Source organism: Bacillus sp. NS1 (assembly GCF_058248265.1).
In genome coordinates, this window is sequence record NZ_JBZAZF010000001.1 from 261,890 (window position 1) to 276,311 (window position 14,422).

At 47.6% G+C, this 14,422-nt stretch carries 14 protein-coding genes; 10 read left to right on the forward strand and 4 right to left on the reverse strand.

Annotated features, from left to right (window positions below; translation table 11 throughout):
* Nucleotides 1–12: 12 nt before the first annotated feature.
* Nucleotides 13–852, forward strand: a complete 840-nt coding sequence (locus AC4CV5_RS01345; RefSeq protein WP_490921977.1) for a polysaccharide deacetylase family protein — start codon at nt 13–15, stop codon at nt 850–852.
* A 12-nt stretch (nt 853–864) separates the two neighbouring features.
* Here AC4CV5_RS01345 and AC4CV5_RS01350 read toward each other — a convergent pair whose 3' ends face one another.
* The 3 genes from AC4CV5_RS01350 to cimH all read right to left on the reverse strand — a co-directional run bounded on the left by AC4CV5_RS01350 (nt 865) and on the right by cimH (nt 4,279).
* On the reverse strand, nt 865–1,059 hold the full coding sequence (locus tag AC4CV5_RS01350; protein ID WP_166846772.1) for a hypothetical protein: 195 nt from the start codon (nt 1,057–1,059) through the stop codon (nt 865–867).
* Nucleotides 1,060–1,115: 56 nt separating this feature from the next.
* On the reverse strand, nt 1,116–2,804 hold the full coding sequence (locus AC4CV5_RS01355) for a M56 family metallopeptidase (RefSeq protein WP_222142465.1): 1,689 nt from the start codon (nt 2,802–2,804) through the stop codon (nt 1,116–1,118).
* Between the two features lie 122 nt (nt 2,805–2,926).
* Nucleotides 2,927–4,279, reverse strand: a complete 1,353-nt coding sequence (cimH, locus tag AC4CV5_RS01360) for a citrate/malate transporter CimH (protein ID WP_490921978.1) — start codon at nt 4,277–4,279, stop codon at nt 2,927–2,929.
* Nucleotides 4,280–4,833: 554 nt separating this feature from the next.
* Here cimH and cydA point away from each other — a divergent pair.
* The 5 genes from cydA (at nt 4,834) to AC4CV5_RS01385 (ending at nt 11,582) form a co-directional block, all read left to right on the forward strand.
* Nucleotides 4,834–6,240 (forward strand): cytochrome ubiquinol oxidase subunit I, encoded by a 1,407-nt coding sequence (cydA, locus tag AC4CV5_RS01365; protein ID WP_166846777.1) that lies wholly within the window; start codon nt 4,834–4,836, stop codon nt 6,238–6,240.
* On the forward strand, nt 6,224–7,240 hold the full coding sequence (gene cydB, locus AC4CV5_RS01370; RefSeq protein ID WP_490921979.1) for a cytochrome d ubiquinol oxidase subunit II: 1,017 nt from the start codon (nt 6,224–6,226) through the stop codon (nt 7,238–7,240). The genes cydA and cydB overlap by 17 nt, the downstream gene beginning before the upstream one ends.
* Complete coding sequence (gene cydD, locus AC4CV5_RS01375) at nt 7,240–8,943, forward strand: thiol reductant ABC exporter subunit CydD (protein ID WP_490921980.1); 1,704 nt, start codon at nt 7,240–7,242, stop codon at nt 8,941–8,943. The genes cydB and cydD overlap by 1 nt, the downstream gene beginning before the upstream one ends.
* The gene (cydC, locus tag AC4CV5_RS01380; RefSeq protein ID WP_490921981.1) at nt 8,940–10,667 is read left to right on the forward strand and encodes a thiol reductant ABC exporter subunit CydC; all 1,728 of its coding nucleotides are present in this window, start codon (nt 8,940–8,942) and stop codon (nt 10,665–10,667) included. The genes cydD and cydC overlap by 4 nt, the downstream gene beginning before the upstream one ends.
* A gap of 84 nt (nt 10,668–10,751) precedes the next feature.
* Entirely contained in the window at nt 10,752–11,582 is an 831-nt protein-coding gene (locus AC4CV5_RS01385; RefSeq protein ID WP_166846786.1) for an NAD(P)H-hydrate dehydratase, read from the forward strand.
* Nucleotides 11,583–11,595: 13 nt separating this feature from the next.
* Here AC4CV5_RS01385 and AC4CV5_RS01390 read toward each other — a convergent pair whose 3' ends face one another.
* Nucleotides 11,596–12,969 carry a cytosine permease gene (locus AC4CV5_RS01390; protein WP_166846789.1) on the reverse strand — a complete coding sequence of 458 codons (1,374 nt, stop codon included), beginning with the start codon at nt 12,967–12,969 and terminating at the stop codon, nt 11,596–11,598.
* 211 nt (nt 12,970–13,180) lie between these two features.
* Between AC4CV5_RS01390 and sigY the strand changes: the two genes are divergently transcribed.
* From sigY to yxlE, 4 genes are read left to right on the forward strand one after another with little or no spacing between them, the layout of a single operon-like run.
* The gene (gene sigY / locus AC4CV5_RS01395) at nt 13,181–13,717 is read left to right on the forward strand and encodes an RNA polymerase sigma factor SigY (protein ID WP_222142296.1); all 537 of its coding nucleotides are present in this window, start codon (nt 13,181–13,183) and stop codon (nt 13,715–13,717) included.
* On the forward strand, nt 13,710–14,030 hold the full coding sequence (locus tag AC4CV5_RS01400; RefSeq protein ID WP_166846793.1) for a YxlC family protein: 321 nt from the start codon (nt 13,710–13,712) through the stop codon (nt 14,028–14,030). The genes sigY and AC4CV5_RS01400 overlap by 8 nt, the downstream gene beginning before the upstream one ends.
* Nucleotides 14,027–14,233 (forward strand): sigma Y negative regulator YxlD, encoded by a 207-nt coding sequence (yxlD, locus tag AC4CV5_RS01405; protein WP_166846796.1) that lies wholly within the window; start codon nt 14,027–14,029, stop codon nt 14,231–14,233. Before AC4CV5_RS01400 ends, yxlD begins: the two co-directional genes overlap by 4 nt.
* Nucleotides 14,230–14,418 (forward strand): sigma Y negative regulator YxlE, encoded by a 189-nt coding sequence (yxlE, locus tag AC4CV5_RS01410; RefSeq protein ID WP_003218770.1) that lies wholly within the window; start codon nt 14,230–14,232, stop codon nt 14,416–14,418. Before yxlD ends, yxlE begins: the two co-directional genes overlap by 4 nt.
* The last annotated feature ends 4 nt before the right edge of the window (nt 14,419–14,422 follow it).

The window sequence follows — 14,422 nt, forward strand, 5'->3', positions numbered from 1 at the left end:
AGCAGGAGTAAAATGAAACGATTTATCCTAAGCATTTTTCTTTTAGGCAGCTGCTTAGCTCTCGCGGCTTGCGCTGATCAAGAGGCAAACGCGGAGCAGCAGATGCCGAAAGCGGAACATAAGAAAACAGAAGAGAAGACAGTACATATTCAGAAAAAAGAAGACGATACATCCGCATGGATCAAAACAGAGAAACCGGCAAAGCTGCCGATTTTGATGTACCACAGCATTTCCTCTGGAAACAGCCTCCGTGTCCCGAAGGAAGAATTCGAAGCGCATATGAAGTGGCTGCACGAAAACGGCTACCAGACATTAACACCGAAAGAGGCGTATCTCATGCTGACGCAGGATAAAAAGCCGAGTGAAAAATGTGTGCTGATCACGTTTGATGACGGATACACCGACAATTATCAAGACGCGTATCCGGTGCTAAAAAAGTACGGGATGAAGGCGACGATTTTTATGATCGGCAAATCGATCGGACATAAACATCATCTGACAGAGGACCAAATGAAAGAAATGGCGAAGCATCGCATAGCGATTGAAAGCCATACGATTGACCACCTTGAGCTGAATGGATTAACGCCTGAACAGCAGCACAGTGAGATGGCTGATTCGAAAAAGCTGTTTGACAACATGTTTCATCAACAAACCTCCATTATTAGCTATCCGGTGGGGCGCTACAATGAGGAGACGCTGAAGGCCGCCGAAGAAACGGGCTATCAAATGGGCGTAACGACAGAACCGGGCGCGGCAACGAGAGACCAGGGAATGTACGCCCTCCATCGCGTGCGTGTGTCCCCGGGTATGTCAGGTGCGGCTTTTGGCGCGTATATCGAGTCGCTGAAATAAAAAAGGAGGCGCTCAATCGCCTCCGCCGCCACAGCCGGAATCGCTGAAACCTCCGTCACTGCCGCATCCATCATGGTGTGAGCCATGATTTGAATAACCGAAAAACCCGCTGTCCGCCTGCTGGCGGCTTTTGTTTTCCGAGGGCTGCGGCTGAATGACTGAAAGAAAAACAATAATAGATATAATCAATAAGATAATCACAATCACTTTGGTCACTCCCTTTTTTCACCATATCTGTTATACGGGTGAAACGCAGATCGGTTTCACTTCAAAGAGATCGATTCTTTCAGGCGGTCTTTGAGCCAGCGCTTCAACACCCCGTGTCCTTTATTTGACAATAAAGTGCTGACACGCCAATACATAGGTGGATGAGGTGCGAACTGAAAATCAATGAATCTGAAAAGCCAGCTTTTATCGCGGGTGAGAGAGTCGATATGAAGCTCGTCCTCATCTGCTTCAGAGCTGTAGGCGCTTTGTTTCTGTATGTCCTCATCCTGCCGAAACGCCAAGATCCTCAAGGCATCGGCCATTTGTTTGTACCCGCCTTCCAGCAGCGATGCGCCAAGGTTGTCAGCGCGCACCTCCATCCATTGTGAACAAAAGGATTGATAGAGCTGAAACAGAAGGATGATGGCCATAATGAAAGCCCAAAGCGCAATTTTGTGGGCCGCGGGATGGGCAATATGCTGCTCAAATAAGAGGATGATCCCAACGACGGCTCCAAGATATAGAAAACGCAAAAACTGTGATGACAGAACGTCACGTTTTTTAATATGAATCGCCTCGTGAGCCAGAATGCCTTCGATGACACGCAGCGGAAGTGTTAGTGTGGCGCTTGTCAGAATGACCATTGACCTTCCGACATTCATGCCGACTGCCATTCCATTGTAATCATCACTCTCCGTTTCGTATATGCGGACATGGGAAATGCCGGCCCTGCGGAAAATCCTGTCGGCCGCTGCCTGTACATCCGGATGATGACATGGCTTGGCATCCATTGCCGCCCGTAAAACACGGTCTGACAGATACATGTTGAGTATCCAGTACAGCATCACGGCAACGGCCATGACCCATGGAGAGGCATGTAATGCATATAACACGAGCACCAATAAGGCGTAAGCTGATACGCCTTTTACGCTGGCGGCAAAATATAGCTTCCCAAGCAGCCGCTTCACATTTTTTCTATGATAAAACGGCAAAACAGAAATCACACTGTCTTCGTTGTTTTCCGAATCTGTGTATTCACGGAGGATCGCTTTCCATCTTTGCGGTTCCTTCACCGTTAGAAACATCGTTTCACCGGGAAGAGACAGTTTGATAACTTGCTGAAAGCTTGTTGTCAGATCTAAACGGGATGAATACATGGTCAGCAGCGGATGAAGCTTCAAGAGATCAGCTGTTGATTCAAGCTGAATGTCTCTCAAATCGGAAAGCGGGTATGTACGGGTTTCATAACGTGAGCTGATGTGCAATTTTTCCAAGGATGCTGAATACAAAACGTTCACACTGAAAACATTCAATATTCGTTTCACCAGTGCCCCTCCGCCGGAGACCATGCCCAAAAGGATGACATATTTGAGAGGGCTTGGGTCAGGTCCATAGATGAAAAAAATAACGGCGCCTGCAAACACAACGGCAGTCAGCGTGATGTCAGACAGGAGGCGTGTATTGTTTCTGGCAAGCTCGATTTCCTGCCAGTCTCCCGAAGGTATTTCCGCACGTTCGGAGGCAATGAGATCCATTGCGGTCCAATAGCAGTAGAACATTGTCGCGATCGAGACAATGCCGTCCATGAATGATAGATGAGAGAAGATGTAAAAAGCAGCGCCGACCCAAAGAACAATATCAATCCAGAAGTCTATAGCCGGAATGAGTTTTGCCGCCAGGGCTGATATCAAATAAAGTACCAGCCCGAGAATCATAAAAAGAAATAGATGTGTTCCCATAGGTATGCTAGAGTCCTTTCTATCTGGTATTTCCAACTATTACTATAGCATGAGGCGGGAACTTGCAAAAATAGGAACATGCAAAAAAGCAAGCTCTTTCGTTTTACGAAGGGCTTGCTTGCGATGTATCAATAAAACTGGTGCAGCATCAATAAGGTTAAGGACACTGTGATCGCTCCCCCGATTCGGGTAGACACCTGGGCGAATGGCATCAGCTCAAGTCTTTCTGCGGCACTTAAAATGGCGACGTCCCCGGTGCCGCCTTGTCCTGAATGGCACGCATTGATAATAGCTGTCTCAATCGGATACATGTTCAGCCATTTTCCGGTGAAAAAGCCGACGGCCATCATGGTCACAACGACAGACAGAATCGTAATGATATTGCTGAGGTTGAAGGCAGCGACAAGCTTGTCCCACGGCGTCATGGACACCCCGATCGCAAAGAGAAGCGGGTAGGTCACAGCGGTTGAAAAGAAGCGGGACACCCCAAACGCGCCATTTTCAATTGAGGCAGGCACCAATCTGAACAGCTTAATCAGAACAGCCAGTAACAGCATGGCAACGGGAGCCGGAAATCCAAAAAAGTCGTGAGCGAGCATGCCGACTAAATATAAAGAAACGGCAAGGATACCGCCTGACGCAAATAAGGAAAGGTTGAACATTTGCTGGCCGCTTTGTGATTCCTCCAGCGCAGGGGACACTTCTTCAGATCGGTCCACTTTGCCGTTGCCTGTCCATTCCGGTTTTTTCTTTCCGATTCTGTTCAGCAATCCCGCTAGAATGATCGCGCACAGGCTGCCCAGCATGATCGACGGCAGAACAAGTGCAAACGCTTCCCCTTGAGACATGGGCATGATATCAGAATAACCGATGGATAGCGGAATAGCGCCTTCTCCGACTCCTCCTGCCATAATAGGAATGACAATGTACAGCAGTGTATGCTGAAATCCGAGGCCGAGCAATGTGCCGACAGCCAGTCCGACAATAGCAGCCGCGACAGAACCGGCAATAAGCGGAATAAAGATTTTCATGAATGCTTTTACGAGAGTTTCTCTTTTCATGCCGAGGATGCTTCCAACGACAATCCCGGCGATAAATAAGTATAGAAAGTTTGAGTTTTCTGTAAATTCCGTGGTGGATTTGACGATATCATTAGGCAGCAGGTGATAGTAGACGACAGCGGACGGAATAAAAGTAGCTAAGATGGCCGGGCCGCCGATAGAACGAACAATCGGTATCGATTTGCCGATTTGGGCAAAGGTGAACCCGAAAAACGCCATAACGGCAATGGATGTCAAGATGTCACTTTTTACATCGTGTTGCATAACAAAAACAGTGATTAATATAAACAGCAAGGCATACACAGGAAGCGGTATGATGCCTACTTTTATATTCATGGCTCTCGCAAACCAATTCTCTTTTCGAACCCCTTCGTGAATTGTATCCGTTTGCAATCGCATTTGTGTTTGAAGCTCTCCCATTGAAAAACCTCCCCTATTCTTGATGCAGTGAAATTGTTCACTATGTTAAGGATACTAAAAAATTGAAATTATTAATATATTAAAAATTTACTATTCAGCTTATCGATTCTTCCCGGTTCGAATGAAAAGAGGCATTCTGACTAAAAACGGTCTATGACGGAATGCTGAGAAACGAGTGCTGGGGCCGGACAAGCATTTTATTCGCAAGGAACGATATGTTGATGTACGATAATAAAGGGTCATTCATCCTAGAGACCGTCATCAATCAGCAACAAAATAGACAATAATCCGTCACATAGTGCAGGACTTTTTAGGTATTTTAGGCTTTATTTTTGAAAAGAATCGTTGTAAAGTACTTAATATGAACCAGTCAGAGAATGTGTCATTTGGTCAATCTGGCAATCTAGCATCATATTGAACAACTTATTGACACATTTGTGAAATATTGAACAATATTTTTTTCGTCTATTTTGTGAATTACTGATCAAAGTCTCGGTTCTATTTGTGAAGTGGTGAGCAAAATAACAGTTTTAACCGGAAATGGAGGAGAAAGCATGAGTGAATTGGTATTAGCCCGCATACAATTTGCATCAACAACGTTGTTTCACTTCTTGTTTGTGCCGATGTCCATCGGGCTTGTGTTTATGGTTGCTTTGATGGAGACTCTTTATCTTGTGAAGAAAAATGAGCTGTACCTCAAAATGGCAAAGTTTTGGGGACACTTATTCTTAATAAATTTCGCAGTCGGTGTTGTAACGGGGATTTTGCAAGAATTCCAGTTTGGACTGAACTGGTCTGATTACTCCCGTTTTGTCGGAGATGTATTTGGCGCTCCGCTTGCGATTGAAGCATTATTGGCGTTTTTCATGGAATCTATCTTTATCGGATTATGGATTTTCGGCTGGGACCGCCTGCCGAAAAAAATTCACGCTCTCTGCATTTGGCTCGTGTCATTCGGAACGATTATGTCGTCTTTCTGGATTTTAACAGCGAACTCCTTTATGCAGGAGCCGGTCGGCTTTACGATCAAAAACGGCCGCGCGGAAATGAACGACTTTGCCGCGCTGATTACAAACCCTCAGCTTTGGGTTGAATTCCCGCACGTCATTTTTGGTGCGCTTGCCACAGGGGCATTCTTTATCGCTGGAGTGAGTGCTTTTAAACTATTGAAGAAAAAAGAAGTGCCGTTCTTTAAACAATCTTTTAAACTCGCAATGATCGTCGGCCTTTGTGCCGGTCTTGGCGTCGGCCTTAGCGGACATATGCAGGCTGAGCACTTGATGGAATCACAGCCGATGAAAATGGCTGCCAGTGAAGGCCTTTGGGAAGACAGCGGTGACCCTGCTGCTTGGACGGCTTTTGCCACGATTGATACAAAAAATGAGAAAAGCTCAAATGAAATCAAAATTCCTTATGCTTTGAGCTACTTGGCGTATCAGAAATTCAGCGGAAGTGTCAAAGGGATGAAAACACTTCAGGCTGAGTACGAAAAAATATACGGAAAAGGCGACTACATTCCGCCTGTAAAAACGACGTTCTGGAGCTTCCGCATCATGGTTGGCGCAGGTGTTGTCATGATTCTTGCTGCGTTAGGGGGCCTTTGGTTAAACCGCCGCAAAAAGCTTGAAAACAGCAAATGGTATCTGCGCATTATGATCGCATTGATTTCCTTCCCGTTTATTGCGAACTCCGCAGGCTGGATTATGACAGAAATCGGGCGTCAGCCGTGGACGGTCATGGGCTTGATGACAACAGCTCAATCCGTGTCGCCTAACGTAACAGCGGGCTCCCTGTTATTCTCAATCATCGCATTTGGTGTGATGTACATGATTCTGGGTGCACTGCTTGTCTTCTTGTTCATCCGTGAGATTAAAAAAGGTGCGGAGCATGGTGATCATCATGATGTGCCTGTATCAACAGATCCCTTTAGTCAGGAGGTATACCATGGCATCTCTTCATGATCTTTGGTTTATACTCGTTGCTGTATTGTTTGTAGGATTCTTCTTTTTGGAAGGCTTTGATTTCGGAGTCGGCATGGCGACCCGTTTTCTTGGCCATAATGAGTTAGAGCGCAGAGTGCTGATCAACACGATCGGGCCGTTTTGGGACGCGAATGAAGTATGGCTTTTGACTGGTGCAGGCGCCATTTTCGCGGCGTTTCCGAACTGGTATGCAACGATGCTGAGCGGTTATTACATTCCGTTTGTCATTGTGCTGCTTGCGTTAATGGGCCGCGGGGTCGCGTTTGAGTTCCGGGGCAAGGTTGATCATGTAAAATGGGTAAAGGTTTGGGACTGGGTCGTTTTCTTCGGCAGTCTGATTCCTCCGTTTGTGCTTGGTGTGCTGTTCACGACATTATTCCGCGGGATGCCGATTGATGCCGATATGAACATTCACGCGCATGTATCTGATTATATCAATGTATATTCTGTACTTGGCGGTGTGACTGTAACACTTCTTTGCTTCCAGCATGGATTAATGTTTATCACGCTGCGTACGATTGGTGATTTGCAAAACCGCGCCCGGAAAATGGTGCAAAAGATAATGGGTGTTGTTTTTGTAGCGGTTCTTGCCTTCGCGGCCCTTTCTGCCTATCAGACAGACATGTTTACGCGCCGCGGCGAGATTACCATTCCGCTCGTTGTTTTGATTGTCATCTGCTTTATGCTTGCTGCTGTATTTATTCGTAAGAAAAAAGACGGCTGGACATTTGGGATGACAGGCGCGGGGCTGGCGCTGACTGTAGGGATGATCTTTATTTCATTATTCCCTCGGGTGATGGTCAGCTCGATTCAAAGCGCGTACGATTTAACAGTAGCTAACGCTTCTTCCGGTGATTATTCGCTTAAAGTCATGTCAATTGCAGCATTAACCCTATTGCCATTTGTAATCGGCAGCCAGATCTGGAGCTATTATGTCTTCCGGAAGCGCGTCAGCCATAAGGAGCCTATGACTTATTAATGGGAAGAGACCTGTTTCGATATAAAGGAATGAAGCGGATTTTCACCGTGATTACTTGTTTAACGCTGATTCAGACAGCCGCTATTATTATGCAGGCAGAGTGGCTGAGTGAAGCCGTAACCGGACTGTTCAACGGGAAGAGCATTGCCTCCCTGTTTCCGGTGATCGGCTTTTTCCTCATCGCTTTTGTCGCCCGGCACGGGGTGACCGTGGCGCGCCAGAAAATCGTTTATCAATATGCCGCTCGGACAGGAGCTGATTTGAGAAAAAGTTTTCTTGATCAGCTGTTCCGGTTAGGTCCCCGCTTTGCAAAGAAAGAGGGAACAGGGCAAATGGTGACGCTGGCGATGGAAGGCATCAGCCAGTTCCGCCGCTACCTGGAGCTTTTTCTTCCGAAAATGGTCAGCATGGCGATTGTGCCTGCGGCGGTTGTTATTTATGTGTTTTTTCAGGATCGTACCTCAGCCATCATTTTAGTTGCTGCTATGCCGATTCTGATTATCTTTATGATTCTTCTCGGCCTTGTCGCACAGAGAAAAGCGGATCGTCAGTGGAAATCCTATCAGAGACTTTCTAATCATTTTGTAGATTCTCTTCGCGGGCTGGAGACATTGCGTTTCTTAGGTTTGAGCAAGTCGCACAGCAAAAATATTTTCTACGTTAGTGAGCGGTATCGAAAAGCGACGATGAGCACGCTTCGGGTGGCATTTTTATCTTCATTCGCCCTCGATTTTTTCACGATGCTGTCGGTGGCGACTGTCGCAGTGTTTTTGGGCCTGCGCCTTATCGACGGTGATATTTTGCTTGGTCCCGCTTTAACGGCGCTTATTCTCGCACCTGAGTATTTTCTGCCAGTACGGGAAGTGGGAAATGATTATCATGCGACGCTGAACGGACAGGAAGCAGGCAAAACCATTCAAGAGATTTTGTCGCAGCCTGGTTTTAAAGAAGAGATGCCGCTTCAGCTCGAGGCTTGGTCCGATCAGGATGAGCTGAAGCTGTCAGGCGTGTCAGTCGGCCGTTCGGTGTCTGATATTCATCTCTCATTCAAAGGCAAGAAAAAAATCGGCATTATCGGTGCAAGCGGTGCCGGAAAATCAACATTAATTGATATCCTCGGCGGATTTTTGGAGCCGGATGACGGCATGATCGAGGTCAATGGTTCAGGGCGGTCCCATTTGCAGGACGGCAGCTGGCAGAAAAACCTCCTTTATATCCCACAGCATCCGTACATTTTTGATGATACACTGGCGAACAACATTCGCTTTTATCATCCAAGCGCTTCGGACGAGGATACAGCCCGGGCAGCTGCCTCGGCTGGTCTGACAGAGCTGGTGGACAAGCTTCCTGGCGGATTAGAGGGACGGATCGGGGAAGGCGGCCGGGCGCTCAGCGGCGGCCAAGCTCAGCGTGTTGCGCTGGCCCGCGCCTTTTTGGGAAACCGCACGATCCTGTTGCTGGATGAGCCGACCGCCCATCTTGATATCGAAACAGAATATGAAATAAAAGAAACGATGCTGGACTTATTTGAGGATAAGCTCGTCTTTCTCGCGACTCACCGGCTCCACTGGATGCTTGATATGGACGAAATTATCGTGCTGGATGGGGGCAGGGTTGCGGAAATCGGGACTCACGATGAATTGCTGGCGAAAAACGGTGTGTACACCAAACTCGTGGAGGCACAACTGGGGGAGAGAGCATGAAGAAAGAAGAATGGATTCTGCCGTATATCAAGCAAAATGCCCGCCTGTTCGTTCTGGTCATCTTTTTGGGTGCGGTGACAATTTTTTCTGCTGCTTTTCTCATGTTCACCTCAGGGTTTTTGATCTCTAAGGCAGCGACAAGACCCGAAAACATCCTGCTCATTTATGTCCCGATCGTCGCTGTGCGCACCTTTGGGATTGCACGGTCTGTGTCACGATATGTGGAACGCCTCGTCGGCCATCACATCATTTTGAAAATTGTATCCGACATGCGCGTCCGCCTTTACAACATGCTTGAACCGGGTGCCTTGATGCTGCGTTCCCGTTTTCGCACGGGGGATATGCTCGGCATTTTGTCTGAGGATATTGAGCATTTGCAGGATGCCTTCTTAAAAACGATTTTTCCTGCGATCTCAGCTTTGCTCTTGTATGCTGTTTCAGTGATTGCGCTCGGCTTCTTCTCTTGGCCGTTTGCCATATTGCTTGCGCTTTATTTGTTTGTTCTTGTTGTACTGTTTCCGGTTGTGTCTTTGCTAGTGACGAGAGCGAAGAATGCGAAGCTGAAAAGCGGGCGGAATGTGCTGTACAGCCGTCTGACAGATGCTGTGATGGGTGTCAGCGATTGGATGTTCAGCGGACGCAGGCATGCGTTCATTGATTCCTATGAAAAAGAGGAACATGATTGGTTTGAGCTTGAACGGAAAAAACAACGCTTTATGAGATGGCGGGACTTTGCCGCGCAATGCCTTGTCGCCGGCCTTATTTTGCTGATGCTGTTTTGGACGGCGGGGCACCATGCAGACGGGGAGCTCGCCAAAACGATGATTGCAGCTTTTGTGCTTGTGGTGTTCCCGTTGACGGAAGCCTTTCTGCCGCTTTCAGATGCTTTGGGCGAACTGCCCGGCTATCAGGATTCCATCAAACGCATGAACAAGGTGGCTCCTCAGCCGGAGGCGGCACAAACAGAATCAGCAGCTAAAACACTTGATCTCCAAGATGTCACACTGTCATTTCGTGATGTGACGTTTTCTTATGACAATACCAGCCAAGTACTGCACAACTTTTCCTTTACGCTGCGTCAAGGAGAAAAAATGGCGCTGCTTGGCCGGAGCGGGTCCGGGAAATCAACATCACTCGCATTAATCGAAGGCGCCTTGAAACCGGACTTAGGATCTGTGACGTTAAACGGAGTGGAGACATCGCTGTTAAAGGATCAGATTGCTGATGCGGTGGCCGTGTTAAACCAAAAACCGCACCTGTTTGACACAAGCATCCTGAATAACATCAGGCTTGGAAACGGAGAGGCAAGCGACGAGGATGTGCGCCGCGCCGCAAAGCAGGTGAAGCTGCATGACTACATTGAGTCACTGCCTGACGGATATCATACTTCTGTTCAGGAAACCGGCATCCGCTTTTCTGGAGGAGAGCGCCAGCGGATAGCACTCGCGCGGATTTTGCTGCAGGATACGCCGATCATCATCCTTGATGAGCCGACAGTTGGCCTTGACCCCATCACTGAGCGTGAATTGATGGAAACGGTGTTTGAGGTGTTAAAGGGAAAAACGATTCTATGGATTACGCACCATCTCGCGGGAGTGGAAGCGGCCGATAAAATCGTGTTTCTCGAAAACGGAAAAACGGAAATGGAAGGAACGCATGAGGAACTGCTGGCGTCAAACGAACGATATCGCCGCCTGTATCATCTTGATGTTCCTGTAAAATAGAAGACAGCCATTCAGGCTGTCTTTTTTGTTTGAAAAAGAAAAGGTGCAGGAAAAATAGGTAGAGAACGAAGAGGAGGGATAGAGATGAATGTTCCAATTTGGACGGAAGAGCATGTGAGGGCTTCGCTCCCTGAAAGAGATGCAGAAAGCCATAAAGGCACGTACGGTACAGCTTTGCTGCTGGCGGGCAGCGACGATATGCCGGGAGCGGCGCTTCTTTCGGGGCTCGGGGCCATGCGAAGCGGACTGGGGAAGCTTGTCATCGGGACGTCTGAAAGCGTGATCCCGCTGATTGTTCCTGTTCTGCCCGAGGCGACCTATTGGCGTAACGGCTGGCAAAAAGCGGCGGACGCTCAGCTTGAAGAGACGTACCGGGCCATTGCCATCGGACCGGGGCTGCCGCAAACCGAAAGCGTACGGCAGGCAGTTGATCATGTGCTTGCGGCGGATTGCCCCGTAATTTTGGATGCCGGAGCGCTGGCGAAGCGCACGTATCCGAAACGGGAGGCGCCCGTCATCCTCACGCCGCACCCGGGCGAGTTTTCCCGTATGACAGGGGTGCCGGTGAACGAATTGCAAAACAAAAGAGCGGAATATGCAAAGGAATGGGCGGCTCAGCTGCAGGCTGTCATTGTGTTAAAAGGAAATCAAACCGTTATCGCCTTCCCTGATGGCGACTGCTGGTGCAACCCAACCGGAAACGGGGCGCTCGCCAAGGGTGGAACCGGTGACACGCTGACGGGCATGATATTGGGCATGCTTTGCTGCCACGAAGACCCGAAGCACGCCATATTAAACGCAGTCTATCTGCACGGTGCGTGCGCCGAGCTCTGGACGGACGAGCACTCCGCTCATACGCTGCTCGCTCACGAGCTTTCTGATGTGCTGCCTCGTGTGTGGAAACGATTTGAATGATAAAAAGCTGTCTTCATAGAGAAGACAGCTTTTCTTGATAACCCGCCCGTTTTTTCAGACGCGGTTTCATCAATACATAATAAAGAATAGAAGGCACGGCCAAGCCGACAATCCAGGCGATATCTCCGCCTCCAAACATTTTGGCCAGCGGTCCAATGTAAAAGGACGTATTGATAAATGGGATTTCAAGCAAGATGGACAGGACGAACGCAATCGTAGTAATCCAATTGACTTTTCCATATGGGCCGTTCACATCAAACATGGCTTTGACTTGATAGTTTCCGTGGCGGACGAAGTAGTAATCGACTAAGTTGATTGCCGTCCACGGAATTAAGAAATAACTGATGAAAAAGATAAAATTCAAAAACAGCTCCATAAAATTGCTTTGCCCGAGAAGGCTTAAGACTGTGCCGACAAGCGTGACGCCGAGGATCATGATGATTCTTACTTTCGGCGTGACTTTTAACTTCAGAAACGGCTCAAGCGTTGTTGTTGTAGACATGAAAGCCCCATACAGATTAAAAACATTGATCGCCATTTGCCCAAATAATACAATGATCAGCATAATGAACGAGAAGGGGCCAAACAATTGGACAATCTGGCTGCCTGAGTTTGCCGTAAAGTCAGGAAGTGCTGTTGTCAGCAAAGCACCGAGCAGCATCATCCAGATGGAGCTGACAGATGTACCTGCATAGCTGTACCAAAATGTTTGAGAAGCCGGTGTTTTAACTGGCAGATATCTTGAATAGTCGGCAACATACGGTGCGTATGCAAGCTGCCACGTCGCGACTGCGCTGACCGCCACCAAGAAAATTGGCAGATCAACTGCTCCGGGAATCCAGCTGCCTGCCGGAATTGGCAATTGAAAAATGAGTATTGTTGCAGCAAAAAATACAGCAAAAGAGGTCCAAGAAAGGATTTTTTGCATTTTGTGAATCAAATCATGGCCGAAAATGGTGAGTAAAAAACATACGGCGCTTAAGCCTATAATGCTCCATGATCCCGGGATGGGAACAAAGCTGCTTAAGGTTCCAGCCGCCAGAATCGTGCTGCTTGCGAAGAAACCAAGGTAGATAAACATAACTAAGAAGAGGGGAAGAATCGCTCCGATTACGCCGAATTGGGCACGGCTTTGAATCATTTGCGGGATGCCAAGCTGAGGGCCTTGCGCGGAATGAGACGCCATAAATATGGCACCGATTAATGTTCCGCAAATAATAGCGGCAACACTCCAAAATAGATTAAGTCCCATTGCAACGGGAATCGTGCCGGTCACTAACGTGGTGATATGCATATTAGCCCCGAACCATACGGGAAATAAATCTTTCGCTTTACCATGTCTTTCTTCATTCGGAATATATTCAATCGTTCGCCTTTCTACTTTCAATGCATCGTCCTCCATATTGGATGTTATTTAAAATCGACATAAAGTCATAGCTTAACAGACTGTGCGGGGGTTTACAAATGCGGATGTGCAGCCATACGGCCGGGAAGCCTGATCTGTCAATGGCTGAAAAGAATTGTAAAAAAAGATGAACGCTTTTAAATCCGGTGTCGTCTCATAAGGCAGAAAAACAAAAAAGGGGGGATCGCGGCCATTGGATACACACGAAGAACAGCAGCTGATACAACAGGCGAAAGAGGGAGACGACGAAGCGTTTACAGCTCTTTTCCACTATCATTATTCTTTTTTATATAAATATTTGCTAAAACTTTCTCTTCATCCTGACCTCAGTGAGGAGCTCGTTCAGGAAACCTTTTTGAAAGGTTACATTCATTTAAGAAGCTTCCAAGGCCGTTCCAAATTCTCCACGTGGCTGATTTCTATTGCATCCAGGCTCTACCTCGATCACCAGAAAAAGAGAAAGAGAGAATGGAAACGGAATCAGACAGTTACGGAGGAAGCAATCCGCAAGATCAAGTGGGACGTGTCAGTGAAAGGGGCAGAATGGAGCGAGACGCTTGATCTGTTTTCAAAGCTGGACCCTAAACTGCGCACGCCTGTTTTATTAAGGCATTACTACGGCTATACCTACGCCGAAATCGGGCTGATGCTGCAGATCAAGGAAGGCACGGTGAAGTCCAGAGTTCATAAAGGGCTCCAGCAAATCAGAAAGGAGTGGGACGATGAATAAAGAAAAGCGATCTCTTCATTTAAAATCAGAATTGCAGAAAATTGATGAAACAGCCAATCCCTCTATACCGGATCAAAAAGAACTGCTTTACCAGCTGTCACAAATGAAAGCTGAACGCAGAAGAAAACTGCTGAAAGAGATCATCTTATTTGTATTCTGCGCGCTGATGGTTGTGAGTGCGGCGATCCTGGCATTCACTCAAGCTCCCGCTGTGTTTATTGTACTTCAGGTTTGTGTGCTTGCTACCCTGCCGATTTTGATTGTGGCCGAGAAAAAAAGACAGCTCGGGGAATGCGAGGTGGAGCGCCGATGACACAAACAGAAATGATCATAACGGCTGCGGCTTATCTCATCGTATTGGCGCAGGGAATCTTTTTATTTATTGATGCGAAAAAACGAAATCGCATGGCATGGGTTTGGGGGATTGTCGGACTAATTACAGCACCGATGCCTCTGATTTGCTATTACTTTTTTGTTATAAAGCCGGACCGGGAGAAAAGGGGGATCAAGCCATGAATATTTCTTGGGAAATGATTTTGCCGCTGATTGTATTACAGTTGGTTTTAGCGGTGTTTGCCCTTATCAGCTGTATAAAAGAAGAACGGACGAACGGGCCAAAGTGGATGTGGGCCGCAATCATCGTATGTATCAATATTATCGGGCCGATTTTGTTTTTTACCGTCGGCAGAAAGCAAAGGTAAGCGG

Coding starts and splice junctions, on each gene's coding strand:
- AC4CV5_RS01345 (WP_490921977.1), top strand. CDS start 13: ATGAAACGATTTATCCTAAGCATTTTTCTTTTAGGCAGCTGCTTAGCT.
- cimH (WP_490921978.1), bottom strand. CDS start 4,279: ATGGGAGAGCTTCAAACACAAATGCGATTGCAAACGGATACAATTCAC.
- cydA (WP_166846777.1), top strand. CDS start 4,834: ATGAGTGAATTGGTATTAGCCCGCATACAATTTGCATCAACAACGTTG.
- cydB (WP_490921979.1), top strand. CDS start 6,224: ATGGCATCTCTTCATGATCTTTGGTTTATACTCGTTGCTGTATTGTTT.
- cydD (WP_490921980.1), top strand. CDS start 7,240: ATGGGAAGAGACCTGTTTCGATATAAAGGAATGAAGCGGATTTTCACC.
- cydC (WP_490921981.1), top strand. CDS start 8,940: ATGAAGAAAGAAGAATGGATTCTGCCGTATATCAAGCAAAATGCCCGC.
- AC4CV5_RS01385 (WP_166846786.1), top strand. CDS start 10,752: ATGAATGTTCCAATTTGGACGGAAGAGCATGTGAGGGCTTCGCTCCCT.
- AC4CV5_RS01400 (WP_166846793.1), top strand. CDS start 13,710: ATGAATAAAGAAAAGCGATCTCTTCATTTAAAATCAGAATTGCAGAAA.
- yxlD (WP_166846796.1), top strand. CDS start 14,027: ATGACACAAACAGAAATGATCATAACGGCTGCGGCTTATCTCATCGTA.
- yxlE (WP_003218770.1), top strand. CDS start 14,230: ATGAATATTTCTTGGGAAATGATTTTGCCGCTGATTGTATTACAGTTG.